We start from the raw sequence: 25,999 nt of genomic DNA on the forward strand, positions 1-25,999 counted from the left end.
GCTGCGCCCGGGCCGGGATTACAGCTCGCGGGCAACCTTGACGATATCAAAGACCTCGATCTGGTCGCCGGGCTTGACGTCATTGTAGTCCTTAACACCGATACCACATTCCATGCCGTTGCGGACTTCCTGGACATCGTCCTTGAAGCGGCGCAGCGACTCCAGCTCACCCTGGTAGATCACCACATTGTCGCGCAGTACCCGGATCGGCTTGTTGCGGTAGACGGTACCCTCGGTAACCATACAGCCGGCAATCGCACCGAACTTCGGCGAGCGGAACACATCGCGCACCTCGGCGATACCGACGATCTCCTCGCGGACTTCCGGCTCCAGCATGCCCGACAGGGCCTGCTTGACCTCGTCCAGGAGATTGTAGATCACGCTGTAGTAGCGGATCTCCACACTTTCGGTCTCAGCCAGCTTCCGCGCAGTGACATCGGCACGGGTATTGAAGCCGATGATAATGGCGCCTGCGGTCAGGGCCAGGTTGACGTCGTTTTCGGCGATACCGCCGACGCCACTGGACACCACATTGACGGACACCTCTTCGTTACCGATGTCCGCCAGCGCGGACAGGATGGCTTCGAGGGAGCCGCGTACGTCGGCCTTGATGACCACCGGCAGTACTTTCCGCTCGCCCGCTTCCATGTCAGCAAACATGTTTTCCAGCTTGGCTGCCTGCTGGCGCTGCATGCGCTCGCGGCGCTCCTTCTCGGCGCGCTGCTCGGCCACTTCGCGGGCCTTGCGCTCATCGGCCACCACCATGAACTCATCACCGGCATTGGGTGTAGTGTCGAGTCCCAGCAGCTCCACCGGGGTGGAGGGGCCGGCTTCCTTGACGCTCTTGCCCAGCTCATTGGTCATGGCGCGCACGCGGCCATAGCTCTGGCCGGCGAGAACGATATCACCGCGCTTGAGCTCACCGCTCTGTACCAGCAGGGTGGCTACCACACCGCGGCCTTTCTCCAGGCGGGACTCGATCACGACGCCACGGGCAGGAACGCCAACCTCGGACTTGAGCTCGAGCATTTCGGCCTGCAGGGAAACCGCTTCCAGCAGCTCATCGATGCCCTGGCCGGTATGGGCCGACACCTCGATAAACTGGGTGTCGCCACCCCAGTCCTCGGGAATGACATCCTTGGCGGCGAGTTCGTTCTTGACACGATCCGGGTCGGCGCCTTCCTTGTCGCACTTGTTGATGGCGACAACCAGGGGTACCCCGGCGGCCTTGGCGTGCTGGATGGCCTCTTCGGTCTGCGGCATGACACCGTCGTCCGCTGCCACAACCAGGATCACCACGTCGGTGGCCTGGGCGCCGCGTGCACGCATGGCGGTAAACGCGGCGTGGCCCGGGGTATCCAGGAAGGCGACCTCGCCCTGGCTGGTCTGCACCCGGTAGGCACCGATGTGCTGGGTAATGCCGCCGGCCTCACCGGAAGCCACCTTGGTCTTGCGAATATAATCCAGCAGTGATGTCTTGCCGTGGTCAACGTGACCCATGACGGTCACTACCGGGGCGCGGGAAACCTCCTCGCCCTCGGCCCGCTCGACTTCCGCCACCAGGCTCTCTTCCAGCTCGTTCTCGGAACGCAGCACCACCTTGTGGCCCAGCTCCTCAACAATCAGGGTCGCGGTATCGCGATCGATCGGCTGGTTGATGGTAACCATCTCACCCATTTTCATGAGTCGCTTGATGAGTTCACCGGCCTTCATGTTCAACTGCTTGGCCAGGTCACCGACGGTAATGGTTTCACCTAACTGTACTTCGTACACCTGCTTTCCCGTGGGCTTCTTGAACCCGTGTGTATTCTTGATTTTCAGCGTAGGACGGGACAGTGAGCGCGTGCTGCGCTTTTCGCTCTCGTCGTCCTCGAAAGCCTCAAGGGCCTGCTCGTACAGAGCGGTCTTACTGGACTTCTTGGGTCCGCCCTTGGTCTTGCGGCCACGGCGCTTGCGCGGCTCATCTTCATCTTTGTCCGCGGTGACGGGCGTCGCCTCCAGCTTGCGTCGCAATGACGGCTTGACTGCCCCGGCTGCCTTGGCCTTCTCCTCGCGCTCCTGCTTCTCTTTTTCGGCGCGCTGGCGCTCTTCCTCAAGGCGGGCCTTCTTCTCTTCGAGTTCCTGCTCCTCACGGGCAGTCTGCACTTTGCGGCGCTCCATAGCGGCAATACGCATCGCCTCGATGTCGTCCACATAGGTAGAGCGCACCGGCGCCGGCTTGGCCTGTTCCGCCTCTTCACCTGATCCCGGGGCTTCCTCGCCCGCCTCTGCGGCCACCTCGGCCGGCTCCTCAGGCTGTTCTTCTGCGGCCACCTCGGCCTGCTGCTCAGCTGCAGCCTCGGCCGCGGCTTTGGCTTCCGCTTCGGCACGTGCGCGCTCGGCTTCGGCCTGCTCGGCGCGCGCCCGCTCCTGTTCTGCCTGCTCCGCCAGCGCCTTTTCAAGCTCCGCCCGCTGGGCTTCCACGGCGGATTCCGCCGCCTGTTCAGCTTCGGGACGCTTGACGTAGGTACGCTTCTTGCGCACTTCCACATTCACTGTCTTGCGGCCGGTGCCAGAGCCGGTTTTCAGTGTGGTTGTGGTCTTGCGCTTGAGGGTGATCTTGCGCGGCGCGGACGCCTCTTGCTCCCCGTGGCTGCTTTTGAGGAAGTTGAGCAGGACCTGCTTTTCCTCATCCGACACCATGGCGTCGGCAGAGGTGTGGGGCAAACCCGCGTCTTTCATCTGCTTGAGCAGACGATCCTCGGTGGCACCAACCGATTTGGCGAGTTCGCTAACTGTTACTTCGGCCATTCTCTCTCCTGAAAGTCGCTAGGTCGGAGGGGTTTTATCTGAATCACCCGCAATTATTACATGACGGCATTCCATAGGACCCGCTATCCGGGCCCGATCATTGTACTACCGGTTCTCGCGGCGGCGTTACGCCTGCTCGCCGCTGTCGTCGGCGAACCAGGGCTCGCGCGCCTTCATGATCAGGGCAGCCGCCCGCTCCTGATCCACGCCTTCGATGTCCAGCAGGTCATCAACTGCCTGCTCAGCCAGGTCTTCCATGCTGGCGATACCGCGGCTGGCCAGCTGGTAGGCCAACTGGCGATCCATGCCTTCCATATTCAGCAGGTCTTCCTGCGGCTCGGTGGCATCCAGCTGCTCTTCTGAGGCGAGCGCTTGGGTCAGCAGTGCGTCCTTGGCGCGGGCGCGCAGCTCCTCGGCAATTTCCTCGTCGAAGCCTTCGATTCCGAGCATCTCCTCGATGGGTACGTAAGCCACCTCCTCGAGGGTGGTAAAGCCTTCTTCCACGAGTACGCCGGCGACATCCTCGTCGATATCCAGGCGCGCCATGAAGTTTTCCATGATGCTGCCAGATTCGGCTTCCTGCTTTTCCTGCCACTCCTCAACGCTCATTACGTTGATTTGCCACTGGGTCAGCTCAGAGGCCAGGCGTACGTTCTGGCCGCTGCGACCGATGGCCATGGCCAGGTTTTCCTCAGCCACCGCCACGTCCATGGACCCGGCATCCTCGTCCACGACGATGGACTCGATCTCGGCCGGGGCCATGGCATTGATTACAAACTGTGCCGGGTTTTCATCCCACAGCACAATATCCACGCGCTCGCCGGACAGCTCGTTGGAGACCGCCTGCACACGCGCACCGCGCATACCCACGCAGGCGCCGACCGGGTCGATGCGCCCATCGTTGGTGTTCACCGCGATTTTGGCTCGCAGGCCCGGGTCGCGGGCCGCACCCTTGATCTCAATAACTTCCTCGGCGATTTCCGGCACCTCGATGCGGAACAGCTCGATCAGCATCTCCGGGCAGGAGCGGCTCAGCATCAACTGCGGGCCGCGGGCCTCCGGCTGGATCTCAAGCAGGATCGCGCGTACGCGGTCACCGAGACGGAAGATCTCGCGTCCCACCAGCTGGTCGCGCGGCAGGCGCGCCTCGGCGTTGCCACCCAGGTCGACGGCGATAAACTCGCGGGTAACCTTTTTCACGGTGCCACTGACCAACTCGCCGACACGGTCACGATACTCTTCGACAACCTTGGCACGCTCGGCCTCGCGCACTTTCTGCACGATGACCTGCTTGGCGGTCTGGGCGGCGATCCGGCCGAACTCCACGTTCTCTACTTGCTCGCGATACACGTCACCGGCTTTCAGTTCCGGGTCTTTTTCGTGGGCCTCTTCCAGGGTGAACTGGGTACCCAGCTCGGCGAGAGTGTCATCGTCCACGACTTCCCAGCTGCGGAAAGTCTCATAGTCGCCAGTCCTGCGATCGATGATCACTTCAACGGTGGAGTCCTCGTCGTAGCGCTTCTTGGTGGCCGTTGCCAGGGCGGCCTCGATTGCCTGGAAAATAATTTCCCGGTCAACGCCCTTTTCGTTGGAAACCGCCTCGGCTACCAGCAAGATCTCTTTGTTCATGCAGCTGTGCCCCTAAATCGCCTGCCAGCAGGCGCCTACTAGAAAATGACTGAAAAGTTACTTGGTAAACTGGGGAATAATGTTGGCCTTCTCGATGCTATCGATTGGCAACAGGTATTCGTTCTCACCGTCAATGCGCAACACCACTTCCTCGCCCTCGACTCCGGCGAGCAGGCCACGCCACTTGCGCTGCCCGTCGAGGGGCATGCGCAGCCGCACCTCGATCTGGGCGCCGACATAACGCTCGAACTGCTCCAGGCGGTACAGGGGCCGGTCCATGCCCGGGGACGACACCTCCAGGGTGTAGTTGCCGCTGATAGGATCTTCCACGTCCATTACGGCACTCACCTGGCGACTGACCTTCTCGCAGTCCTCCACTGAGATCCCGTCCTCGGAATCGATGTAGATACGCAGCAACGCGTTGCGGCCGTGGGTCTGGTACTCAATACCCCAGAGCTCACAACCCAGCGAGGCCACCACCGGCCCCAGGAGTTCTTCCAGCTGTTCGCGCTTGGTCGCCATGCTATTCACCACGCTCATCCGGGGCCTACCGGGCTGGCCGGCGACCACCACCTTGGATGGGGCGCTTCCAGGCACCCCACAAACAAAAAATGGGCTGGGAAGCCCGCCCCACGGTCCGAATGACAAACCGTGGCGCCTACTTCCGGCCCATTCGGAAACCGCATCTCGCAGATACGAAAAAGCCCCTGACCGGGGCTTCAAACGCGAAACACCGGACTGAAGGCCAGCGTTTCAAATTTGGTAGCGGGGGCAGGATTTGAACCTACGACCTTCGGGTTATGAGCCCGACGAGCTACCAGGCTGCTCCACCCCGCATCAACTCCGAGAAACCGGCTCTGGTACTTCCGGCTTCCCTGCGGTGGGTTGCCCCAACCGCTCAAGAGGCTGCGCATTCTAGGGAACGGGCCCGGTTGCGTCAACCCTTGTCTGGCATTTATTTTTCCATCGCCCTGTGCGCCCCGGTTCCTATTATAGAACCAAATCCGCGGAAGCAAATTATCGCGCGCCGGGCTGCCGGCCGGCGCCTCAGCCGACGGTGGTGCCATTCCGCCGCAGGTCCGGGGTACTGGCGGCAGAGTCCTCGCGACATTCCGCGCAGCGGCGCTTCCCCAGTGCCAGGCTGCGCCATTCCAGGTGCTCCGCCTCGAAAACCTGCAGAGTATCCAGGCTGCCGAGTGGCAACCCCACCAGCAGCTTGATGGCCTCCAGTGCCTGCGCGCTGCCGACCACACCGAGTGCCGGCCCGATTACGCCACTGGTCTCGCAATTGCCCGCGGGCTCGCGCTCCGCTTCCGGGAAAAGGCAGGCGTAACAGGGCGACCCGTCCCGGCGGAAGTCAAAACTCACCAGCTGGCCGGAGAAACCCTGTACCGAGGCCATGATCACCGGTACCCCCCGGGCGCGGCAGGCGCGGTTGATCGCGTGGCGTATGCCCATGTTGTCGGTGCAGTCCAGCACCAGGTCAAATCCGGCCAGGCGCTCGAGCAGCCAGCCCTCATCGGCCATGGCCATGTGGGTGTGGATGCGGATTCCCGGGTTGGCGGCCTGCAGCTGCTGCGCAGCGACCTGCACTTTCGGTTTGTGCAGGTGATTGGTCTTGTACAGCACCTGGCGCTGGAGGTTGGAAAGGTCCACCTCATCGCCGTCGACCAGGTGCAACTCGCCCACGCCGGCGGCGGCGAGGTACAGCGCAGCCGGGCAACCGAGGCCGCCCATCCCCACCACCATGACCCTGGCAGCGGCGAGTTTTTCCTGGGCCGCCTCGCCCATCTGCGGGAGCATGATCTGGCGGCTGTAGCGGATACGTTCTTTATGACTGATCACGTCGATTCACCATCGGGCCTGTTACAGGAGTAGATATTGTTACCGGCATCGGGATTGTTACAGGCCGGTGATACTGCCAGCCTTGAACTGGGCATAGTAGTGCCCCCCCTCTTCCAGCTGCAGTCGCGTACAGGAGAGGTGCGAGATGTCGGCACTGAGCAGCTGGCCGGCGGCCGCGAGGCGCAGGCGCACCCGGCCATCCTCAAGCGGGGTGACCGCCTGCAGCTCGACCGGCAGGCAATTGAGGATACTGGACAGGCCCGGCCGCTCGATACTGAGGCTGATGTCGCCGGAATCGAGCAGGAAGGCCACCCTGTCCCCGGGGCAGTGATCGCCCGCCACCCGGTCCGCATACAGCGGCGTTTCACCGACGGACAGGGTCAGCAGGCCCGCTTCGCAGGACTCTACCCGCGCTTCCACGCGGCTGCGGCAGGTAAACTCCCCGTCCCCGGCGGACGCCAGGCGCCGCGCCGCTTCCCGCACCGGCACGGGCCCCTCCAGGACCGCCTCTTCCATCCACAGGCACGCGGTGGCCAGCAGCTGGATTTCACTGAGGTCGTGACTGGTCCAGATCACCAGTGCCGGATGCCTGGCCCAGAATGATTTCAGCACCGGTATCAGCCGGCGAAGCACCTGCGACCTGTCCACTGCCGACAGGGGTTCATCATAGAGCTGCACCGCGGCATTGCTGAACAGCTGGCGCAAGAGCGCCACCCGCTGGGCCTCACCGCCCGACAGGCGCTCCACGGGCTGCTCCAGCAGGGCTGCCACCCCGAACGCCGCAATCAGGTCGGCGCGCTCCTGTTCCGCCAGCCGTCGGCGGCTGTAGCGATGGGCCAGGGCGAGGTTGTCGGCGACGCTCTGCCCGGCAAACAGGCGCCCGTCCTGGAAGCCGAGGGCCAGGTCGCGCCGGTGCACCGCCAGTCCCCGCGGGCCGTCCTGCCAGGGGATGCCGGCGAAAATCACCCGCCCGGCGCAGGGGCGCTGTCCCGCCAGTGCGGCGAGCAGGGTCGTCTTGCCGCCGCCGGAGGGACCGCTGAGGCCGAAGATTCCCGTGGCCGGCAATGCGAGCTCCCACGGAGAGGCAGGATTCAGCGCGGTAACCAGTTCCTCGACCAGCAGCTCACTGGTCTCGATTCTGTCGCCGTATCCGCGACGCGCCGCCGGGCGCAGGAATGGCAGTGCAAGATCCATCAGCCCGGCACCCCCAGGACAGGAATATCACGCTCTTTCGCCGTCGCTGCACGCCCGAGCCAGCGGGCCAGCAACAGGAGTGCCGTGGTGACTGCCACGAGCACGAGCGCCAGGCGGTGGGCTGCGCCGTACTCCATGGCCTCCACGTGCTGGTACAGCGCAATGGAAACCACCTGGGTCTCACCCGGTATTGCGCCGCCGATCATCAGTACCACGCCGAACTCGCCGAGGGTGTGGGCGAAACTCAGGGCGCAGGCGCTGATGATCGCCGGGCGGCTGGCCGGCAACAAAACGCGCAGCAGGGCCGCCAGCGGTGGCATGCCGAGAGCCGCGGCCGCTGAGGTGAGCCGCCTGCCATTCTGGCTGAAGGACGCGAGCAGTGGCTGCACCATAAATGGCAGGGAATAGATCACTGACGCGATCACCAGGCCGGTAAACGAGAATACCAGCGGCTGCCCGAAGGATTCCGCCAGCCAGCGTCCCGGGGCGTAGTTCGGCGAAAAAGCCAGCAGCAGGTAGAAGCCCAGCACCGTCGGCGGCAATACCAGCGGCAGGGTGATGATCACCTCCACGGCGTGGCGCCAGCGACTCTGCCAGTGGCTGAGTTTCCACGCCAGCGGTACACCGATGAGCAGCAGCAGGAGTGTGGTTATCGCAGCGAGGCGGAGGGTCAGCCACAGTGCGCCAATGTCGGCGGCATCAATAGTCACGAGCCCTCCCCCGCCCCGGGACCGTACCCCAGGGCCACCAGTCGCCGGCGCGAGCCATCACTGACCAGGAAGTCCGCCAGGGCCGCTGCCGTAGAGGGGCTGCGAGCCTGCCTGAGCACCACCAGCTGCTGCTCGATGGGCTGGTAGAGATGCTGCGGCAACAGCCAGAGGTTGGTGCGACCGGCCGCAACCATCTGGCTCGCAGCGACGAAGCCCAGCCGGGCGTGCCCGGACTCGAGTAACACGAAGGCATGGCCGGCGTTGTGGGCGCGCGCCAGCCGCGCGCCACCGGCCTCCCAGAGCCCCAGCGACTGGAGCACCTGCCGGGCGGCGACGCCGAAAGGCGCCACCTCCGGGTCGGCCAGCACCAGGGTATCCCGCCAGCGCCTCAGCAGCGCCTCCGATCCCCGCCCGGCATCCGGCAGCCACAGCGCCAGCAGGCCCCGGGCATAGGTGCGGCGGCTGCCCGGCACAATCCTGCCCTGCTGCTCCAGCAAGCCGGGGCGCTCCCGGTCGGCGGAAAGGAACAGGTCGAAAGGAGCACCGTGCAGGGCCTGCTGGTAAAGCGCCCCGGAACTGCCGCTGGTCAGCATGACACGACAGCGGGTGGCGGCCTCGAATTCCGGCAGCAGCGTCTCGAGGGCGGGACGGAAGCTCGCTGCCACCGCCACCTGCAGCCGGCAGTCGTCGGCCCGGGCCGGGAGAGCGAGTACGAGCAGCGCCCCCAGCACGGCCAGCGCACGCATCAGGCCCACTTTTCCAGCTCCGCCTGGTCACTGGCCCTGGCCTCGACCCAGCGCTCCTCCTCAGCGCCGCAGGCGCGCCGAACGGTCTCACACTTCCAGAACGGCGCCTCGGTCTTGAGCCGGTCCATGATGTACTGGCAGGCCGCGAACGCCGCCTGGCGGTGGGGACTGGTGACACCTACAAAGACGATTTCCTCATTCACCTGCATGGGCCCCACCCGGTGGACCAGGTTGACCCGCCCCAGGGGCCAGCGCCCGCGTGCATCTGCGACGATGGCCCGCAGGCTTTTCTCCGTCATGCCGGGGTAATGCTCCAGGGCCAGTCCGCCAACCGCACTGCCGGCATTGAAGTCCCGCACCGAGCCGACAAACATCGCGCAAGCACCGTCAGCCGTATTGGCCTTCTGCAGGGCCGCGTATTCGGCGGCCACATCGAGGGGGGTCTCGTGAACATCGATGCGGTCCATATCAGCCTCCGGTCACCGGGGGAAAGAAGGCCACCTCGTCGCCGGCGGCGACGGATGCGTCGCTGTCTGCCAGCTCCTGGTTCACCGCCACCCGGATAGCGTCGTCATCCAGGTGTTCCCGCCACTGCGGATACCTCTCGCAGAGGACTGCGCACAGCGAGCGCACGGTGCCGGAAAAGTCTTCGAGCCGCAGTTCACCCATGCCGAGCTGCTGCCTGAGTCGCGCGAAGAACAGAACCTTGATCATGTCGTTACTCCTGGATGCCTGCATCAGCGAGCTGCCAGTGGCCCCGCTTGCCGCCGGTTTTCTCTGCCAGCCGGGTGGGCCCGATGACCATCGCCGGGTCCACCGCCTTGCACATGTCGTATATCGTCAGCGCCGCCACCGAGGCCGAGGTCAGCGCCTCCATTTCGACACCCGTACGTCCGGCCAGCCGACAAAATGCGGAAATGTCTACCCGATGATCCTCCGGGCACAACTCGAACTCCACGGCCACCTTGGTCAGCGCCAGCGGATGGCACAGGGGAATCAGGTCCGCGGTGCGCTTGGCTGCCTGGATGCCGGCGATGCGCGCCACCGCCAGCACGTCCCCCTTGCGGTGGGCGCCCTCGCTCAACAGTGCAAATGCGTCCGCACTCATGGTTACGCTGCTTTGCGCCCGCGCACTGCGGTCGGTGACCTCCTTGGCCGTGACATCGACCATGCTGGCCTCGCCGCGCTCGTTCAGGTGGGTCAGGTGGCTCATAGCATTATCCCCGGGTGGCACAGTTCTGGCGCTGGAAATCCACGTGCGGCACGAAGTTGCACGGCCGGTGACGCGCGTCCAGTTGCTGCTCCAGTATGCCCTCCCAGGCGGTGCGGCAGGCACCGGTGGAGCCTGGCATGCAGCACACCAGGGTACGGTTGGCGAGCCCCGCCAGGGCCCGCGACTGGACCGTCGAGCTGCCGATATCCCCCAGGGAGATATGCCGGAACAGCTCGCCGAAGCCGTCGACCGTCTTGTCGAAGAGGGGCTGCAGCGCCTCCGGCGTGGAATCCCGCTCGGTAAAGCCGGTGCCGCCGGTCACCAGGACCACCTGCACCTGCGGATCGGCGATCCACGCGGAAACCACCGCGCGCAGCTGGTAGACGTCATCCGGGATTATCCGCCGGTCAGCCAGCTGGTGGCCCGCGCCCTGCAGGACGTCGCGGAGGTAAGCGCCGGAGGTATCGGTCTCTTCGGTGCGGGTGTCCGAAACGGTCAGCACCGCGATATTGAGGGGGATGAATTCAGTGGAAGCGTGTCCGGCCATTGTTCAGTACTCTCTCGGAAAATTGGTATCGGGAATTTCTTTTCGGCCACCCGGCTTCAGCCACTGGTATGCGCGAACCGGGCGCTGCCCGGCAGTGCGTGGTAGTCCGCGGGCGTATTGACGTTGTGGCACCAGTCGCCCGCGCCCGGCAGGGAAAGAGCCCCCAGGTGCCGGAGCAGCGCACCCACGGCATTGGGCGCGTCCCCTTCCACCGCACGCTGCAGGTAGGCCCGGCACCCGGTGTCCAGCGGCAGCCACAGCGGGAAGAAATAGTCGCCGAAGTAGCTGGCGCGGCCGCTCTCGACGCCGGCATGCAGCAGGCGGGCGAGTGCATCTGCCGGGAGCAGCGGCATGTCGACGGGGATGACCAGCGCCGCTGGCGCCGTGGTGGCACTGGCGACGGCGTGCAGTCCCCCCAGCGGCCCCCGTCCGGGGACCAGGTCGGGGACGCCGCCGGGCCGGGCACCACTGACAACCACCTGGCCCAGGGGCAGCTCACGCAGCAGCGCGCAGGCGTGCTCAAGGAAGGTGCGGTTACCGGCGGTGGGCAGCAGGGCCTTGTCCCGCCCCATGCGGCTGGAGCGCCCGCCCGCCAGCACCACGCCGATGGTCTGATGTGTCGTTGCCATGTTCATCCCCCCAGCATGGCCAGGTTGCGGGTAGCGCCGGTGAGTCCGCGCTGCAGCTCGTGGCCGGCGTTCTTGCCGCCAATCAGTTCACGGATATGTTGGGCCAGGGCCTCCGCATCGCCGGCGGCGATCTCCCGGCGCAGGTCGAAGCCCGCGTCGGCGAAGAGGCACAGGTGCAGCTTGCCCTGGGCCGACATGCGCAGCCGGTTGCAGCTTGCGCAGAAATCACTGCTGTAGGGGGTGATCAGGCCGACACGGCCGGCGTAGTCCGGGTGAAAGTACTCCCTTGCCGGCCCTGCATCCCGCGCGCGCACCACCTGCTGCCAGCCATCCTTTACCAGTCGGGATTCAATATCTGTGCCAGAGACATGGTTGCTGGCGAAGAACTCGCGGTTATCGCCGGTGCGCATCAGTTCGATAAAGCGCAGGGTTACCGGCGTCTGCCGCACCCAGTCCAGGAATTGCTCGAAGCCGGCGAGGTTATGCTGGCGCAGCAGGACCGCATTGACCTTGGTCTGGATACCCAGCTCCAGGGCACGGTCGATGCCAGCCAGGGCCCTGTCCAGGCGGTCGTGGCCCGTGATGCGCCGGAATTGCGCCGGGTCCAGGCTGTCCACGCTCACGTTCAGCTGGTCAAGGCCGGCCGCATGCCAGCCGTCTATCTGGGATGGCAGGCGGTAGCCGTTGGTGGTGATTGCCACGCGGCGGATGCCGTCGCAGTCATTCACTGCCGCAATAAGTGAGTCGAGGTCCCGGCGCAGGGAGGGCTCGCCGCCGGTGAGGCGCACCTTTTCGGTGCCGAGCGAGGCAAAGGCGCGGATTACGGTATCAACTTCCGCCACGGTAAGGGGATTTTCACCCTCGAGCGATCGCCCGCAGCCAATCCCGTCGGGCAGGCAGTAATTGCAGCGGAAGTTGCAGATGTCGGTCACGGACAGGCGCAGGTAATAAAACCGGCGGCCATAGCTATCTTGTAACATTAAACGCCTTTCCAAAGTCGGGAGGCCGCGCGGTTTCCCGCGTGACCCTGGTGGCCCTTCCGGCCACGGTCCCGGCACCCTGCGGCTGAAGCCGTGTAGGCAGCGGGACTCGGTGTTTAAACTGTTGCCAGTGTATCAGCGCAGCAGATTTCTGCTTGGGGCAAAGGTGGTACTCCCCCCGGGCAAGTACGTTTCGGCATTTGAGAATAGCGGGGTTCCGGACCCGGGCGCCCGGCGGGCAACAGTAAAAAAGCCCCGGCGCCTGGCCGGGGCAGCGGTTTCTTGTTCTTATCAGAACTTGGCGGTGAGCATCAGCCACACCTTGTCGGTATCCACGCTGTACTCATCGGCGCTGTAGGTCGCGTACTTCACCAGTGCGGAGAGCTGGTCGTTGATCTTGCGGCCGTAGCTGACATCCCACTCTTCGCCGTAATCCACGGACGAGGCGTTGGCGCCAAAGCTGTGGTAGGTCACCCCGAACTTGCCGCCGGCGAGCTCCGCACTGGCCCCGACATACAAATCCTCAACCCCGTCTGCCGGCGTCGCCAGGAACTTGTCGGCGAAGCCCTGGAATTTGTGCAGGGTGGCGAGCGGCGTGGTAAAGGCCACCCCCTCATCGCTGCCGAGCACCTCATAGCCGATTTTCGGCTGCACCGGGCCAATGCTGGCGGCCACTTCGGCGAGGTAGTAGTCCGCTGTGTACTCGAGAGTGCTGTCGCCGGTCTCGGACTGGGTTGCGTAACTCAACCGGGTTGAGACGGGTCCGAATGCACCCTCGTACCGTACGCCGATAGTGCGGCTCGATGCGTTGATCGCCGTATCCAGGTCCAGCTCGTAGAGAAACGCTGTCAGCTTGTGGGATTCGTTTACCGGGTAGGCGGCGTGAAGCAGCTGGATATCGCCCCGGAGGTCGGAATTGACGCTGTCCTCGCCAAAAATCCGGTTTACGTTGTATACGTAGCTGTAATCGAGCTGGAAGCTGTCGGGCTGGCCGTACTGGAACCGGTAGCCGTCGTAAGTCTGCTCGTTCTGGCGCCAGCCCACGCCACCGACAAATCTCTGGTCATCGAGGTTGATGCGCTGCCGGCCGGCGGTGACTATGGAGGACTTGCCGCGATACTGCAGGTACGCCTGGTTGACTTCAGTCCCGGTGGGATCAGCAACAACCGGGTAGAGGGTGTTGCCATTGATAGTGGAGTTGTAATCATCATCGCCAATCGCGGTGACATCATCAAATTCAAGCAGGCTCGAAAATCCGCGGTAAGCCGCGCTCTCCCAGGTCAGGCGCGACCTGAGGGTGGAGGCGAGGGCATTTTCATCCAGGTTTTCCTGGTCGACGCCCTCGGCCCGGTAGCGAAGGTTGAGCCCCACGCTGCCCAAACTCAGAGCCTCTGCCATCGAGGTTGCGCCGCTGTCTTCCGCTGCCGCATGCACAGCCAGGCTGCTGCAAGCACCCAGAACTAAAACGCCCATTAATTTCGGTAGATCTTGCGTATTCATCCGCTTTTCCTATGCGAGTGGGTGATTGGGGTCGGGAGCAAATTACACCGCCTTGCGCACCGGGGAAATGCACCCGTTTTTAACACGCTGAAATTTCCTACCACCCGCTCGCTCAGCCAGTTACCACCAAATCGGTAAGCGGAGTCATTCTGCGGAAATGGCCTCTTGCGGGCCGGCATCGTCGTGAAGAAAGTTATGTTGCCGTGCGAACTGCAGTCGCTGCTGATAGCGCTCTCTCTGGATGGCCAGGTACATCACCACCATGCACAGGGCGAGCACTCCGTAGAGCAACATAAAGGCCGCACTGTGAATACCCACTAAATCCTGTGCCATACCAAACATGACTGGTAACGTGAAGCCGCCGAAGGCGCCGATAGTCGCCACGGTTCCCCCGACACTTCCCATATGCCCGGGGAAATTGTCGTGTAACGCCTTGTAGACCGAGGCGCGACCGAAGCCCTGGGCTATACCGATCACCAGCAGCAGCAGGGTGAACAGCTCGATGCTTACCTCGATACTGAGTTCGACATCGCGCTCAACCCCGTGGATTGTCATGGAGGTGGGGGGATAGCTCAGGAAGAAGAGGCATACCAGGCAGGTCCAGAAGACACTCCAGTTCACCGTGCGGGCACCGTAGCGGTCGGCAAACCAGCCTCCCAGGGCCCGCACAGAACTCGACAGGGCCACGAACACCAGTGTCAGCGCCATGGCGGTGGTCAGGGATACCTCGTAGACGGAAAGGTAGTAATGCGGCAGCCATAGCAGCAGCGCCAGGAAACTGCCAAACACAAAGTAGTAATAAAGACCGTAACGCCAGACCCGCAATTGCCGTAGCGGCCGCAGCTGCTGCGCCAGGTTGCTCGCCCGCCGCCGCTGCATGTAGCGGGTTTCCTCCGGTGCGGCCAGTGCGAACAGGACCACCATCACCAGCAACCCGATACCATAAGCCGGGCCTATCCACTCCCGCCCGGCCCAGCTCTCGATAGCCGGAGCCAGCGCCAGGGTAATCGCCGCGCCCACGTTACCGGCACCAAAGATCCCCATGGCTGTGCCCTGCTGCCTGCGCTCGAACCAGGGGGTGATATAGCGAATGCCCAGTACGAAGGAGACACCGGAAATGCCCAGCCACAGGCCGGCCAGCAGATGCCCCGAAAAAGTGCTGATGGTGGGCAGCAGAACCAGCACCGGTAGCAGCAATAGCATCTGGACCAGGATGAGTTTCTTCGCCGAGAAACGCTCCACCAGCAGCCCGGCCGGGAACCTCAGTAACGCCCCGGTGAAAATGGGAGCCGCAAGCAGTACCCCGAACTCGGTCGCCGAGAGCTGGAACTGCTCCCGCAACTCGACACCGAGTACGGCATACAGGGTCCATACCGAGAAATTGGCCGCAAACATGGCCGTGGCGAGAACAAGTACGCGTCCCGCCAGTTGCTGTGAGTATTGCATTACCGGACTCCGCTGTTTCCCTCATTTTACGGCAACTGTTTCCCGGCCTGCGCGTTTCCGGAGGGCGATCTGCGGCTTTACCCCCAAAAACATCCTGCAGATGGAGGGGGCAGCCGCTGCTACCACCTTGGTGGTAAAACGGCGCCTCCGCGCTGTATTTATCCGGGAAACGCCCTAGCCCATAGGGGTAAGTCATCGGAAAATCACCGGAATTTTCGGGACGCCTACCCCCTTTGTCCGCTTCCACTCCGGCATCACTCCCATACCATCGGGGCCAGACCCATTTAACCAACGATTCCCGTCACGCCGGAGATACAACCATGAGTGAATCGAGCGGCCTCAATCTACTGAATTGGGGCGATCCCAAGATAAAAACACTGCACATTACCTGGTTCGCGTTTTTCCTGAGCTTCGTGGTGTGGTTCTCCCACGCACCGCTGATGGTCTTCATCAAGGAGGCCTTCGATCTCTCCAGCCAGCAGGTCAAGGCCTTGCTCATCCTTAACGTGGCACTCACGATTCCCGCCCGCATTATTATCGGCATGCTGGTAGACAAGCTCGGGCCGCGGCTCGTTTACAGTGGCCTGCTGATGATCTCATCGCTGATCTGCATCGGCTTTGCCACCGCTAACAGCTACGAGTCGCTGGCACTGTTCCGCTTCCTGCTGGGCTTTGTCGGCGCCGGCTTCGTCATCGGTATCCGCATGGTGGGCGAATGGTTCCCCGCCAGGCAGGTAGGCCTTGCCGAGGGCATCTATGGAGGCTGGGGTAACTTCGGTTCTGCCGCCGGTGCCATGACGCTGCCGACCATCGCGCTGCTGTTTGGCGGTGACGACGGCTGGCGCTACGCGCTCGGCCTGACCGGGGTAATCGCCGGCACCTACGGCTTCCTCTACTACCATATTGCCCGCAACACACCGAAAGGTTCCACCTACTTCAAGCCGAAGAAGAGCGGTGGCCTTGAAGTAACCAGCATGCGGGACCTCTACTTTTACCTGCTGATGAACGTGCCCATGTACCTGGCGCTGGGCGCACTGGCCTACAAGCTCTCCCCCGCCGGGGTGGCGCTGCTGAGCCAGCAGGCCACTTACATCATGTGGGGGCTGCTGGTGGCACTGTTTGCGCTGCAGACCAGGATGATCTGGCACGTGAACAGCGAACACCTCAAAGAGGGCGTGCCCGAGCTGGAAAAATACAACTTCAAGCAGGTGGCCATTCTCGACCTGGCCTACTTCGTCACCTTCGGCTCCGAGCTGGCGGTGGTCTCCATGCTGCCGCTGTTCTTCCTTGAGACCTTCGAGGGCCTGAGCCCGGTCAAGGCGGGCCTGCTGGCTTCCGGCTTCGCGTTCATGAACCTGGTAGCGCGCCCCACCGGCGGCTACTTCAGTGACAAGATCGGACGTCGCCGCAGCCTGATGTTCCTGGTCGGCGGGCTGGCGGTAGGTTACCTGGTGCTGAGCCAGATCCACGGTGGCTGGTGGATTCCCGCCGCAGTGGCGGCCACCATGATGTGCTCTTTCTTCGTGCAGGCCGGCGAGGGTGCGGTGTTCGCCATCGTGCCCCTGGTGAAGCGCCGCATGACCGGACAGATCGCTGGCATGGCCGGCGCCTACGGTAACGTGGGCGCAGTGACCTTCCTCACCGTCCTGTCCTTTGTCAGCTACAGCCAGTTCTTCCTGGTCATCGCCGGCGCAGCCGCGATCATATTCTTCGCCTGCGCCTTCCTCGACGAGCCGAAAGGCAAGATCGCGGAAGTACTGCCCGATGGCACCGTACAGCTGATCAGCGTGGAATAACCGGGCCGATAGCCCGAAAGAAAAACGGCCTGCGGGCCGTTTTTCTGTCTCCGGGGTACTGCCGCCACGACCGCTGGCAGTTGCGGTCTGGACACCGGCGTCCCGCCCCGGCACAGTAACCTTCTGGCCGCCAGGTAAGAAACATGAATGCACCAAGCCCCCCGCTGCCAGCGGAAGTCTCCAGCGCCCCGGCATTGTCTTCTGGCCTGTGCAGCACTGCAGGGCCCAAGCCCCAGAACGAGGATGCGGGCGTTTTTCACTGGCCCGCCAGTCCCCACCTGCAACAGTACCTGGGTGCAGTGGCCGCCGTCGCCGATGGCGTGAGCTCAGCCGAGGCAGGGGCCCTCGCCAGCAGTACGGCGACGCAGCAGTTCGTGGAGGATTACTTCCGGACTCCTGACACCTGGTCCGCGGCCCACGCCGGGCAGAAAATCCTCGCCTCCATCAACAGCAAGCTCTATCGCAAGAGCCACGAGTTTGCCCAGGAGGAGAAGGGCTTCCTCTGCACCTTCTCGGCGGTAGTGTTCAAATCCCGCAGTGCGCACTATTTCCATGTCGGCGACAGCCGCATCTACCACCTGCGCCAGGATCAGCTGAAGTGCCTGACCCGGGATCACACGGTCGTACTCTCCCATCGACGCCGGATGCTGGCGCGGGCCCTGGGCATGGATACCGGCCTGCAGGTGGATTACGGCCGGGTGGAACTGGAGCGTGGCGACTGTTTCCTCATCACCAGCGACGGGGTCCACGACTTTGTGGATACGGAGTTTATCCGGGCGCTGCTCGCCAGGCCGGACCTGACCGAACAGCAGAAGGCCGAGGCGCTGGTCAGGGCCGCAGAGGAAAATGGCAGTGACGATAACCTCACCGCGTTGGTGGTGGGGGTCAGGTCGGTGCCGGAAACCACGCTGGATGACTACAGCCGCCAGCTTACCCGGCTACCCTTCCCACCGCCGCTGACGCCCGGCATGATCCTGGACGGCTACCGGGTGGAGCGGGAAATTTTTTCCTCCCAGCGCAGCCAGCTCTACCTGGTGACTGATACCGCCTCCGGCGAGGCACTGGTGATGAAGACTCCCTCGATCAACTACGAGGACGATATCCACTATATCGACCGCTTCATCCAGGAGGAGTGGATCGGCCTGCGGATCCAGAGCGATCACGTGGTGGAAGTGCACCGCCAGCAGCGGCCGCGCACCGCCCTCTACTACCTCATGGAATACGTGGATGGCTGCACGCTGGAAAGCTGGATGACGGAAAACCGCTTTCCGAAACCGGCCGAGGCCTTCCGCATCATTCGCGAGGTCTCTGCGGGACTGGCTGCCTTCCACCAGCAGGAAACCATTCACCAGGACCTCAAGCCTGCCAACATCATGCTCGACCGTGCAGGGCGGGCAAAAATCGTCGATTTCGGCTCGGTATATATTGCCGGCAGCGCCGAAGTCTTCCGCCCGCTGGAACATCCCGGCGCCCTGGGCACCGCCTCTTATTCAGACCCGCACTATATCCTCGGGCGCAACAGCGGTATCCAGGGCGATATCTATGCGCTGGCCACCATTGCCTACGAGGTGTTCACCGGGGAGCTGCCCTATGGCGAGGGCATCAACGAGTGCCGCTCGCTGGCCGATTACGAGCAGCTGCGTTACCGTCCCGCGGCGGCGTTTAACCCCGTGGTACCCATCTGGTTCGACCGCACCCTGGAACGGGGCTGCAGCATCGACCTCGAGGAGCGATACCACACCCTGGACGCCTTCATCACCGACCTGGGCACCCCCAACCCGGATTACCTGCGGGACGACCCGAGCGATCAGCAGGGCCAGAACGCCTCCCTGTTCTGGAAACTGCTGTGCGGACTCTGGGCCATCACCCTGCTGGCGCTGCTCGCCCTGTTTTCGTCCGGCAATTGACGGCCGGAAAATTCCGGCTGCCGCGGGCAGAAGGGGTAGCGGGTCCCTGCGCAGATATTCCCCGGCTTGTTCACCGGGCAAACAGAAAGCGCAATAACTGTTGATTTGGCCGCCTTACCACTACCCCGAAATGGGTAGAGACGGCATCGCTTTTAAGTAGCCGTGCAGCCACCCCGCCACCCTGCCCCTCTTGTCCCGAGATAAAAAACACCATATGTTGTGCCTTATAGAAAAACAGGCACAACATGTAGTTGATAAATATCAAGTTTGCCCGGTAGCCACCGTGGCGGCATACCGGCAACTTCACCAGCCAGGAGGCCCCATGTCCGCATCCACAACCGTCACCCCAGAAGCCAGCGCCGCCAGCGCCGTGCCCAGTGGCCGCATCCCGCCCGGCCTGCTGGTGCGGAAGCGCGATGGCCGCTCCACCGCGTTCGATAGCCGCCGTATCCACAGCGCCATTTTGCGCGCCGGGCAGGCAAGCGGTGACTTCGGCGCGGACGAGGCAGACCTGTTGACAGCACAGGTTTGCAAGGTGATTGGCCATCGCTGTGATGGTAGCGCGCCTCTGGATATCGAAGAGATCCAGAACATCGTGGAGCAGGTGCTGATCAGCAGTAACCACCTGGATACTGCCAGGGGCTATATCGCCCACCGGAGCCGCCACCAGCAGTTGCGCGAGGACCGCCGCACCCTGCTGGATGTGAGCGCGTCCGTCGATGAATACCTGCAGCGCGAAGACTGGCGTGTGGCAGCCAATGCCAACCAGGGCTATTCCCTGGGTGGCCTGATCCTTAACAGCGCCGGCAAGATGATCGCCAATTACTGGCTCAACCACGTCTACGACCCGGAAATCGGTGCGGCGCACCGGGATGGCGACATCCATATCCACGACCTCGACATGCTGGCCGGCTATTGCGCGGGCTGGTCCCTGCGCACGCTCCTTCAGGAGGGCCTTAACGGCGTGCCGGGCAAGGTGGAGTCCGGGCCCCCCGCACACCTCTCCAGCGCGGTGGGGCAGATCGTCAATTTCCTCGGCACGCTGCAGAACGAGTGGGCCGGTGCACAGGCATTCAGCTCTTTCGATACCTACCTGGCGCCCTTTATCCGCAAGGACGGCCTCGGCTACGGCGAGGTCCGCCAGTGTATGCAGGAACTGATCTTCAACCTCAACGTGCCGTCCCGCTGGGGCACGCAGACGCCGTTTACCAACCTCACCTTCGACTGGGTCTGCCCGGAGGACCTGCGTGAGCAGGTGCCCGTCATCGCCGGTGAGGAAATGCCGTTTACCTACGGCGAGCTGCAGGAAGAGATGGACCTGATCAACCGAGCGTATATCGAGGTAATGAGTACCGGCGATGCGCGCGGCCGGGTGTTCACCTTCCCCATCCCCACCTACAACATCGCGCCCGACTTCCCCTGGCACAGTGAGAACGCCGAGCGGCTGTTCGCCATGACCGCGCGCTACGGCCTGCCCTACTTCCAGAATTTCATCAATTCCGACCTGAGCCCGAACATGGTCCGCTCCATGTGCTGCCGGCTGCAGCTCGACCTGAGGGAGCTGCTCAAGCGTGGCAACGGCCTGTTCGGCTCCGCCGAGCAGACCGGCTCACTCGGCGTGGTGACGGTCAACTGCGCGCGGCTGGGCTACCTGCACCGCGGAGATGAACCCGGCCTGATGGCCGCCCTGGACCGCCTGCTGGAACTGGCGCGCAACTCGCTGGAACTCAAGCGCAAGGTCATCCAGCGCCACATGGACGCGGGCCTTTTCCCCTATTCCAAGCGCTACCTGGGAACCCTGCGCAACCACTTCTCCACCATCGGCGTGAATGGCATCAACGAGATGCTGCGCAACTTCAGCGGCGACCGCGACAGCATCGTCACCGAAGAGGGCCAGCGCATGGCAGAGCGCCTGCTGGACCATATCCGCGCGCGCATGACCGAGTTCCAGGAGCAGACCGGCCACCTCTACAACCTGGAGGCAACGCCGGCGGAGGGCACCACCTACCGCTTCGCCCGCGAGGACAGGAAGCGCTACCCGGATATCCTCCAGGCCGGCAGCGATGAAGCCCCCTACTACACCAACTCGTCGCAATTGCCAGTCGGCTTCACCGATGACCCGTTCGAGGCACTCGCGCGGCAGGAGTCACTGCAATCGCGTTATACCGGCGGCACCGTGCTGCACCTGTACCTGGGCGAGGAACTGCCGGACGCCGACAGCTGCCGCCGGCTGGTGCGGCGGGCGCTGGAGAACTACCGCCTCCCCTACATCACCGTTACACCGACTTTCTCGATATGCCCGGTGCACGGCTACCTGAGCGGCGAGCACCCGTTCTGCCCGCGCTGTGATGAGGAACTGCTGGCGAAAAAACAGTGCGGGAAAGAACAGAGCGGGATGGAACAGTGCGGGACGCCCGCATAAGGACTACATCCCGCAGACTGGAGACAGTAACACCCCAGAAGAAAGAAAGGAGAGCTATCATGCAAGACCACAACCTGCTCAACGATGAAGAACGCACCCCCTGTGAAATCTGGAGCCGGGTGATGGGTTACCACCGGCCGGTGTCCTTCTGGAATCCGGGCAAGCAGTCGGAGCATCGCGAACGCCAGTACTTCGTCGCTGACAACGGGAAAACACCCGCAGCGGTTACTGCAACAGGGGCCGTTAATCCGTGAGTGACTCCCTGCGGGTCGGTGGCTTTACGCCCTTTACTGCCATTGACTACCCGGGGGCCCTGGCAGCCGTGGTGTTCTGCCAGGGCTGCCCCTGGCGCTGCCGCTACTGCCACAACAGTGAGCTGCTGCCCGCCCGGGCGCCGACGCCCTATCGCTGGAGCAAACTGCTGGCGTTTCTTCGCGGGCGCAGTGGCCTGCTGGATGCCGTGGTGTTTTCCGGCGGCGAGCCCACCGCGCAGCGGGCACTGGAAAGCGCGATGACGCAGGTGCGGGAGCTGGGGTTCAAAGTGGGACTGCACACCGCCGGCATGTACCCGCGGCGACTGCAGGGACTGCTGCCGCAACTCGACTGGGTGGGCCTTGATATCAAGGCATTACCTGAAAACTATCCCGCTATCACCGGCGTGGAAAAAAGCGGGGCCACCTCCTGGGACAGCGCCCGGTTGCTGGCCGAGGCTGGCATCCCGCTGCAGGTACGCCTGACCCGGCACCCGCAGCTTACCAGTGAGGCAGAACTCGACGAGGTAAGGCGAAGGCTTGCCGACCTGGGAATCTCCGACCTGGTGGTGCAGGGCTGCAATACCGAGCGCTGCCTGGACCAGAAGCTGCGACTGCCCCACTGAGCGGGAACCATCAGCGGCAACAGGACCTGCCGGGCAGTGCTCCTCCCCCGGGTAATAATCGGCTCCCGCCAGTTACATAGCAGCATCGGCGCTCCCACCAGGAAAGTACCAGGACGGCGGGGGTGGTACTGCCGCCATCCATTGGGGGAAATACCTAGCGGGTCAACTGCCAGGTGACTGCACGACGGATCGGCGGGAAGTGATTGCTCACCCGGAGTACGGCCTTGCGCAGCAGCCTTGCCGGGGCGCGGTCATCGGTAAAGAGCCCGACGACGCGATTGGTGCCCTCGTATACCGGCCATGACTCGAGCCTGTGCGCCAGCTGGTAGCGGCCCAGCGCATGCCGCAGGGCCTGGGCGGAACCAGGACCGGCCACCCTGCGCAACTGGCGCGCCAGGGTATCCGCACTGGCCAGGCCGAGATTGAAACCGTGGGCGGTTACCGGATGCATACCCACCGCGGCATCGCCAATCAGTGCAAACCGCTCGGCACAGAATTGTTGCGCGTACACCGCCACCAGCGGGTAGCAGTGCCGCTCGCCTTCGCATTTTACTGCGCCCGGGGCGAACCCGGCTTCCCGCGCCACATGTGCGGCGAAGCCAGCCTCTGACAGCCCCATCAGTTCCTCGCTGCGACTCGAAGGCACCGTCACCACCGCTGACGAGAGTTGCGGATCGGCGAGTGGCAACAGCGCCAGCGTGGAGCCGTACCGGAAGCACTCACGCGCAACACCTTTATGGGGTTCTCCGGTGCGCACGCGGCCAACGATCGCCGAGCGACCGAAGTCCCGCATATCCGCGCCGATACCGGCCATGCGGCGGGTTTCCGAGAAACGGCTGTCGGCGGCCACCACCAACGGCACCTGCTGGGAGTCGCCGTCACTGAGCGTAACTTCCCGGTAACCGTCTTTCAGCCCGAGGCCAGTTACCGTGGTGCAATCCTGCCACCGGACGTTGGCCTGCTGCGCCACCACCTCATACAGCACGCGCCGGATGGCTGCATTCGCCACTATATACCCCAGCGGCCCCCGCCCACGGTCGTCAAACTGCAGGCAGTAGGGCGAGGTGCCGCTGACCACCTGTGCCTCAGCCAGCTCGCTGATCTCCTCCTTGCGCAGCCGCTGCCAGGCGCCCAGCTTTTGCAGCAGGCGCACCGACTTGTGCGTGAGGGCGATCTCCCGGCCATCGTCGGCAGGTTCTGCCAGCGAGGTACGGGACTGGCGCTCAACCAGTGTCAGCCGGTAGCCGCTGTGAGCGAGGAACGCGGCAAAGGCCAGGGCCGCCGGCCCGGCACCAACCACGGCGATATCCATTGCCTGCATGCACTTCTCCTCAGGCCGGCACGCCGGTCTCCTCCGACGCGATGGCGAAATGGTAAATTTCGGGAATCAGGCTGCGGTCGTCCATGCGCACCCCCAGGTCGCGGATCAGGCCGTCCCGAATATCATAGATCCAACCGTGCAGGCTCAATTTCTGGCCCCGCTCCCAGGCGTGCTGGACGATCTTGGTCCGGGCCAGGTTCTGCACCTGCGCCTTGACGTTCAACTCACACAGCCGCGCCGTGCGCTCCGCCTCGTCGAGCCCCTCCAGTTCCTGGCGGTGCATTGCGTAGACATCCTTGATATGCCGCAGCCAGTTATCCACCAGACCACATTCGCTGTGCCCGAGAGCCGCCTGTACACCGCCGCAGCAGTAGTGGCCGCAGACCACCACGTGTTCCACCTTCAGCACCTCCACCGCGTACTGCAACACCGACAGGCAGTTGAAGTCCGTGTGCACCACCACGTTGGCAATGTTTCGATGCACAAACAGTTCGCCCGGCGCCATGCCGACGATCTCGTTGGCGGGCACGCGCGAATCAGAGCAACCAATCCACAGGTACTTGGGTGTCTGCTGGCGGCTGAGGCGCAGGAAAAACTCCGGGTCCTTATCTGTGCGATCACTTGCCCAGGCACGGTTCTGGCGGAATATCTGTTCTATCTCTGCCATCTCAGGCTGCCCTCCCGTCCAGCAGGTCTATACCGCCGATCTCGGCAGAGGCCACCAGCTGCTGCAGGTAGGCGCCAGTATTGGCCCGGCGCGCGCGCTCCCGCAGGAAGTCGCTGATCCTGCCTGAGACATAATCGAACTCGAGGGGACGGCCCGGCTCGCTGTGCTCCACATAGATGAGGTGCAGGCCGTACTGCGTTTCCACCGGTTCCGGCACCAGGCCCTGCCCCTGGCGGAAAACCGCTTCCTCGAAAGGTGCCACGGTATCGCCGCGACTCACCTGCCCCAGGCTGCCGCCCGATTCGCTGGAGGAGCACTCCGAGGCAGCCTTCGCCAGGTCGGCAAAGGTCACCAGCGGGTCGCTGGATTCCTGCACCTGGCGCAGCAGGTCTGCTGCCGACGAGCGCGCCTGTTCCCGCGCCGCTTCGTCCCCGGGATCCGCGGCCAGCAGGATATGACGGACTTCAGCCAGCGGCTCTGAGCGGAACCTGTCACGGTTCTCCTCGAAGAAGGTCCGGCAGGCCTCTTCTGTAGGCGCCGGCACGTCCATGTCGCCCGCGACGAGCTGCTCCACCGCTTTATCGAACGCCTCGCTGTTGATTTCGACATCTGCCTCGCACAAGCCGCGCTCCACTGCCGCCTCGCGCAGCAGCTGGCCGATCACCAGCGAGCGTGCCGCAGCGTAGGCCGCCTCACGGGGTGTCGACGCCGGGTGATATTGCATCTCCGCATAAATCTGTTCGTGCGGGATTTCCTTTCCATTGACGGTCACCGGGGCGAGAAAAAGCTCGGTATCGCCCTGCTTGTCTGATGTGAGTAAGTTGCTCATCTGGGCCTCCTGTAAGAGTCCGTTGTAACTGTATTTTTTCGCGCGGGTGAAGAGCGCCCGGAATCAGGCACCGTCACGCGCGATAATTTCGAAACCACACTGGTCGTGCCAGTAACCGTCCACGCCCCCCGGCAGCAGGTCCGTACCCGCAGTCCCAAGGCGCACCCGGTCAAATGCCTCAATGACGTTTTCCATCTCCCGCTGCTGCGGCGACAACCGCAGGATGTCGACCCCTGTTTCACGCAGCTGCTCGACGTACGGCAGCAGGTTTACCGGCTCGCCCGACATGGTCTGGATCCCGTTTACCAGGAACAGTTGCTGTTGCTCCTGTGACTCGAGCGCAATGCCCTCGGCAAACTCGATGCAGCGACGCTCACACTCGTCCTTGCCGATCCCCAGGTGGCGGGCGGTGAAGCATCGGGCTGAATACGCCAGCGGCATATGCCCATATGCCAGCAGCTCAACTTCCGGGCGTTTGTCGCAGCGCGCCAGTATCTGCCCCAGCTGCCTGCCGCTGACCTCCACGGGCACGGTCCAGCGCACCATCCCCTTCCCCACCAGCGTCGCCAGCGTGCGATGGTTGTAAACATTGATGGCCGGGCCGCAGGCGAACGGCAGGCCTGCCCCTGACAGCAGCTGGACGGCCGACATATCATTGGCCTCGACCAGCAGGCGATTGTTGTCGCAGACCCGACGCACCCAGTTAAAATCCGCACCGGATTCAAGCAGGGTCAGGGTCGAGACTACGATCTCCTTGTCACTGGCATCAGCCAGGGCAAAGGCCAGTTCCAGCCAGTCTGCCGCGCGCAACTCGTTGCGCTTGCCGCACACGACTTCGCCCACGTAAAGGATGTCCAGCGGCGTTTCGAGCATGCGCTCGTAGAACAGGTTGGTGTCCGTCCGGCGCCAGTAAAACTGATTGGGTCCCAGGGATAACTTCATCATGTTTTC

24 protein-coding genes, 1 tRNA gene and 1 riboswitch are annotated in these 25,999 nt (G+C 63.6%); of the genes, 5 read left to right on the forward strand and 20 right to left on the reverse strand.

What is annotated here, in order from left to right; all coding sequences use genetic code 11:
- Positions 1-18 precede the first annotated feature (18 nt).
- The 16 genes from infB to BLT26_RS05300 form a co-directional block, all read right to left on the reverse strand.
- Complete coding sequence (infB, locus tag BLT26_RS05225; RefSeq protein ID WP_091509698.1) at positions 19-2,790, reverse strand: translation initiation factor IF-2; 2,772 nt, start codon at positions 2,788-2,790, stop codon at positions 19-21.
- A 126-nt stretch (positions 2,791-2,916) separates the two neighbouring features.
- The gene (gene nusA / locus BLT26_RS05230) at positions 2,917-4,419 is read right to left on the reverse strand and encodes a transcription termination factor NusA (RefSeq protein WP_091509702.1); all 1,503 of its coding nucleotides are present in this window, start codon (positions 4,417-4,419) and stop codon (positions 2,917-2,919) included.
- 57 nt (positions 4,420-4,476) lie between these two features.
- Positions 4,477-4,941 carry a ribosome maturation factor RimP gene (rimP, locus tag BLT26_RS05235; RefSeq protein WP_091510991.1) on the reverse strand — a complete coding sequence of 155 codons (465 nt, stop codon included), beginning with the start codon at positions 4,939-4,941 and terminating at the stop codon, positions 4,477-4,479.
- 238 nt (positions 4,942-5,179) lie between these two features.
- Positions 5,180-5,256 (reverse strand) — tRNA-Met (locus tag BLT26_RS05240).
- 210 nt (positions 5,257-5,466) lie between these two features.
- Positions 5,467-6,264, reverse strand: coding sequence for a HesA/MoeB/ThiF family protein (locus tag BLT26_RS05245; protein WP_175453031.1), 798 nt, complete (start codon positions 6,262-6,264; stop codon positions 5,467-5,469).
- 57 nt (positions 6,265-6,321) lie between these two features.
- Positions 6,322-7,458, reverse strand: coding sequence for an ATP-binding cassette domain-containing protein (locus BLT26_RS05250; protein ID WP_091509706.1), 1,137 nt, complete (start codon positions 7,456-7,458; stop codon positions 6,322-6,324).
- Complete coding sequence (gene modB, locus BLT26_RS05255) at positions 7,458-8,168, reverse strand: molybdate ABC transporter permease subunit (RefSeq protein WP_091509709.1); 711 nt, start codon at positions 8,166-8,168, stop codon at positions 7,458-7,460. The genes BLT26_RS05250 and modB overlap by 1 nt, the downstream gene beginning before the upstream one ends.
- A complete protein-coding gene (modA, locus tag BLT26_RS05260) occupies positions 8,165-8,914 on the reverse strand; it encodes a molybdate ABC transporter substrate-binding protein (protein WP_139169406.1) in 750 nt (249 codons plus the stop codon). The genes modB and modA overlap by 4 nt, the downstream gene beginning before the upstream one ends.
- Positions 8,914-9,381 (reverse strand): molybdopterin synthase catalytic subunit MoaE, encoded by a 468-nt coding sequence (moaE, locus tag BLT26_RS05265; protein ID WP_091509716.1) that lies wholly within the window; start codon positions 9,379-9,381, stop codon positions 8,914-8,916. Before moaE ends, modA begins: the two co-directional genes overlap by 1 nt.
- Before the next feature lies 1 nt (position 9,382).
- A complete protein-coding gene (moaD, locus tag BLT26_RS05270; RefSeq protein WP_091509720.1) occupies positions 9,383-9,628 on the reverse strand; it encodes a molybdopterin converting factor subunit 1 in 246 nt (81 codons plus the stop codon).
- 4 nt (positions 9,629-9,632) lie between these two features.
- Positions 9,633-10,127: a cyclic pyranopterin monophosphate synthase MoaC gene (moaC, locus tag BLT26_RS05275; protein WP_091509725.1), complete on the reverse strand. Its 495-nt coding sequence runs from the start codon at positions 10,125-10,127 to the stop codon at positions 9,633-9,635.
- A 4-nt stretch (positions 10,128-10,131) separates the two neighbouring features.
- Positions 10,132-10,674: a molybdenum cofactor biosynthesis protein B gene (gene moaB / locus BLT26_RS05280; protein WP_091509728.1), complete on the reverse strand. Its 543-nt coding sequence runs from the start codon at positions 10,672-10,674 to the stop codon at positions 10,132-10,134.
- 56 nt (positions 10,675-10,730) lie between these two features.
- Positions 10,731-11,303 (reverse strand): molybdenum cofactor guanylyltransferase, encoded by a 573-nt coding sequence (gene mobA / locus BLT26_RS05285; RefSeq protein WP_091510998.1) that lies wholly within the window; start codon positions 11,301-11,303, stop codon positions 10,731-10,733.
- A gap of 2 nt (positions 11,304-11,305) precedes the next feature.
- Positions 11,306-12,283, reverse strand: a complete 978-nt coding sequence (gene moaA / locus BLT26_RS05290; protein WP_091509732.1) for a GTP 3',8-cyclase MoaA — start codon at positions 12,281-12,283, stop codon at positions 11,306-11,308.
- A riboswitch (molybdenum cofactor riboswitch) is annotated at positions 12,272-12,410 on the reverse strand. (Overlaps the previous gene by 12 nt.)
- A gap of 164 nt (positions 12,411-12,574) precedes the next feature.
- Positions 12,575-13,756 carry an alginate export family protein gene (locus tag BLT26_RS05295; protein ID WP_245720598.1) on the reverse strand — a complete coding sequence of 394 codons (1,182 nt, stop codon included), beginning with the start codon at positions 13,754-13,756 and terminating at the stop codon, positions 12,575-12,577.
- 171 nt (positions 13,757-13,927) lie between these two features.
- The gene (locus BLT26_RS05300; RefSeq protein WP_091509739.1) at positions 13,928-15,229 is read right to left on the reverse strand and encodes an MFS transporter; all 1,302 of its coding nucleotides are present in this window, start codon (positions 15,227-15,229) and stop codon (positions 13,928-13,930) included.
- A gap of 320 nt (positions 15,230-15,549) precedes the next feature.
- Here BLT26_RS05300 and BLT26_RS05305 point away from each other — a divergent pair, with 320 nt between their 5' ends.
- From BLT26_RS05305 to BLT26_RS05325, 5 genes are all read left to right on the forward strand, one after another.
- Complete coding sequence (locus BLT26_RS05305) at positions 15,550-17,025, forward strand: NarK family nitrate/nitrite MFS transporter (RefSeq protein WP_091509742.1); 1,476 nt, start codon at positions 15,550-15,552, stop codon at positions 17,023-17,025.
- A gap of 143 nt (positions 17,026-17,168) precedes the next feature.
- Positions 17,169-18,932: a bifunctional protein-serine/threonine kinase/phosphatase gene (locus tag BLT26_RS05310; protein WP_091509746.1), complete on the forward strand. Its 1,764-nt coding sequence runs from the start codon at positions 17,169-17,171 to the stop codon at positions 18,930-18,932.
- Between the two features lie 322 nt (positions 18,933-19,254).
- A complete protein-coding gene (locus tag BLT26_RS05315) occupies positions 19,255-21,354 on the forward strand; it encodes a ribonucleoside triphosphate reductase (RefSeq protein ID WP_091509751.1) in 2,100 nt (699 codons plus the stop codon).
- Between the two features lie 59 nt (positions 21,355-21,413).
- Entirely contained in the window at positions 21,414-21,608 is a 195-nt protein-coding gene (nrdD, locus tag BLT26_RS05320) for an anaerobic ribonucleoside-triphosphate reductase (RefSeq protein WP_091509754.1), read from the forward strand.
- Positions 21,605-22,231, forward strand: coding sequence for an anaerobic ribonucleoside-triphosphate reductase activating protein (locus BLT26_RS05325; RefSeq protein ID WP_091509757.1), 627 nt, complete (start codon positions 21,605-21,607; stop codon positions 22,229-22,231). The genes nrdD and BLT26_RS05325 overlap by 4 nt, the downstream gene beginning before the upstream one ends.
- 154 nt (positions 22,232-22,385) lie before the next feature.
- On the opposite strand, the gene ubiM is transcribed toward BLT26_RS05325, so the two are convergent.
- From ubiM to BLT26_RS05345, 4 genes are all read right to left on the reverse strand, one after another.
- Positions 22,386-23,552 (reverse strand): 5-demethoxyubiquinol-8 5-hydroxylase UbiM, encoded by a 1,167-nt coding sequence (gene ubiM / locus BLT26_RS05330; protein WP_091509761.1) that lies wholly within the window; start codon positions 23,550-23,552, stop codon positions 22,386-22,388.
- A gap of 10 nt (positions 23,553-23,562) precedes the next feature.
- Positions 23,563-24,219, reverse strand: coding sequence for a carbonate dehydratase (gene can / locus BLT26_RS05335; RefSeq protein WP_091509765.1), 657 nt, complete (start codon positions 24,217-24,219; stop codon positions 23,563-23,565).
- A 1-nt stretch (position 24,220) separates the two neighbouring features.
- On the reverse strand, positions 24,221-25,048 hold the full coding sequence (locus BLT26_RS05340) for a peptidylprolyl isomerase (RefSeq protein ID WP_091509768.1): 828 nt from the start codon (positions 25,046-25,048) through the stop codon (positions 24,221-24,223).
- 63 nt (positions 25,049-25,111) lie between these two features.
- Positions 25,112-25,993, reverse strand: a complete 882-nt coding sequence (locus BLT26_RS05345; RefSeq protein ID WP_217631374.1) for a U32 family peptidase — start codon at positions 25,991-25,993, stop codon at positions 25,112-25,114.
- Between the last annotated feature and the right edge of the window lie 6 nt (positions 25,994-25,999).

The sequence above is a fragment of the Microbulbifer yueqingensis genome (genome assembly GCF_900100355.1).
Classification (GTDB): Bacteria; Pseudomonadota; Gammaproteobacteria; order Pseudomonadales; family Cellvibrionaceae; genus Microbulbifer; species Microbulbifer yueqingensis.

What these genes read in the sequence shown, in the direction of transcription:
- BLT26_RS05345 (WP_217631374.1), bottom strand. Translation starts at nt 25,993, where the DNA reads ATGATGAAGTTATCCCTGGGACCCAATCAGTTTTACTGGCGCCGGACG.
- BLT26_RS05340 (WP_091509768.1), bottom strand. Translation starts at nt 25,048, where the DNA reads ATGAGCAACTTACTCACATCAGACAAGCAGGGCGATACCGAGCTTTTT.
- modA (WP_139169406.1), bottom strand. Translation starts at nt 8,914, where the DNA reads ATGCGTGCGCTGGCCGTGCTGGGGGCGCTGCTCGTACTCGCTCTCCCG.
- BLT26_RS05310 (WP_091509746.1), top strand. Translation starts at nt 17,169, where the DNA reads ATGAATGCACCAAGCCCCCCGCTGCCAGCGGAAGTCTCCAGCGCCCCG.
- nrdD (WP_091509754.1), top strand. Translation starts at nt 21,414, where the DNA reads ATGCAAGACCACAACCTGCTCAACGATGAAGAACGCACCCCCTGTGAA.
- moaD (WP_091509720.1), bottom strand. Translation starts at nt 9,628, where the DNA reads ATGATCAAGGTTCTGTTCTTCGCGCGACTCAGGCAGCAGCTCGGCATG.
- BLT26_RS05295 (WP_245720598.1), bottom strand. Translation starts at nt 13,756, where the DNA reads ATGGGCGTTTTAGTTCTGGGTGCTTGCAGCAGCCTGGCTGTGCATGCG.
- moaE (WP_091509716.1), bottom strand. Translation starts at nt 9,381, where the DNA reads ATGGACCGCATCGATGTTCACGAGACCCCCCTCGATGTGGCCGCCGAA.
- BLT26_RS05250 (WP_091509706.1), bottom strand. Translation starts at nt 7,458, where the DNA reads ATGGATCTTGCACTGCCATTCCTGCGCCCGGCGGCGCGTCGCGGATAC.
- BLT26_RS05315 (WP_091509751.1), top strand. Translation starts at nt 19,255, where the DNA reads ATGTCCGCATCCACAACCGTCACCCCAGAAGCCAGCGCCGCCAGCGCC.
- can (WP_091509765.1), bottom strand. Translation starts at nt 24,219, where the DNA reads ATGGCAGAGATAGAACAGATATTCCGCCAGAACCGTGCCTGGGCAAGT.
- moaC (WP_091509725.1), bottom strand. Translation starts at nt 10,127, where the DNA reads ATGAGCCACCTGACCCACCTGAACGAGCGCGGCGAGGCCAGCATGGTC.
- rimP (WP_091510991.1), bottom strand. Translation starts at nt 4,941, where the DNA reads ATGGCGACCAAGCGCGAACAGCTGGAAGAACTCCTGGGGCCGGTGGTG.
- mobA (WP_091510998.1), bottom strand. Translation starts at nt 11,303, where the DNA reads ATGGCAACGACACATCAGACCATCGGCGTGGTGCTGGCGGGCGGGCGC.
- nusA (WP_091509702.1), bottom strand. Translation starts at nt 4,419, where the DNA reads ATGAACAAAGAGATCTTGCTGGTAGCCGAGGCGGTTTCCAACGAAAAG.
- ubiM (WP_091509761.1), bottom strand. Translation starts at nt 23,552, where the DNA reads ATGCAGGCAATGGATATCGCCGTGGTTGGTGCCGGGCCGGCGGCCCTG.
- moaA (WP_091509732.1), bottom strand. Translation starts at nt 12,283, where the DNA reads ATGTTACAAGATAGCTATGGCCGCCGGTTTTATTACCTGCGCCTGTCC.
- infB (WP_091509698.1), bottom strand. Translation starts at nt 2,790, where the DNA reads ATGGCCGAAGTAACAGTTAGCGAACTCGCCAAATCGGTTGGTGCCACC.
- BLT26_RS05305 (WP_091509742.1), top strand. Translation starts at nt 15,550, where the DNA reads ATGAGTGAATCGAGCGGCCTCAATCTACTGAATTGGGGCGATCCCAAG.
- BLT26_RS05300 (WP_091509739.1), bottom strand. Translation starts at nt 15,229, where the DNA reads ATGCAATACTCACAGCAACTGGCGGGACGCGTACTTGTTCTCGCCACG.
- moaB (WP_091509728.1), bottom strand. Translation starts at nt 10,674, where the DNA reads ATGGCCGGACACGCTTCCACTGAATTCATCCCCCTCAATATCGCGGTG.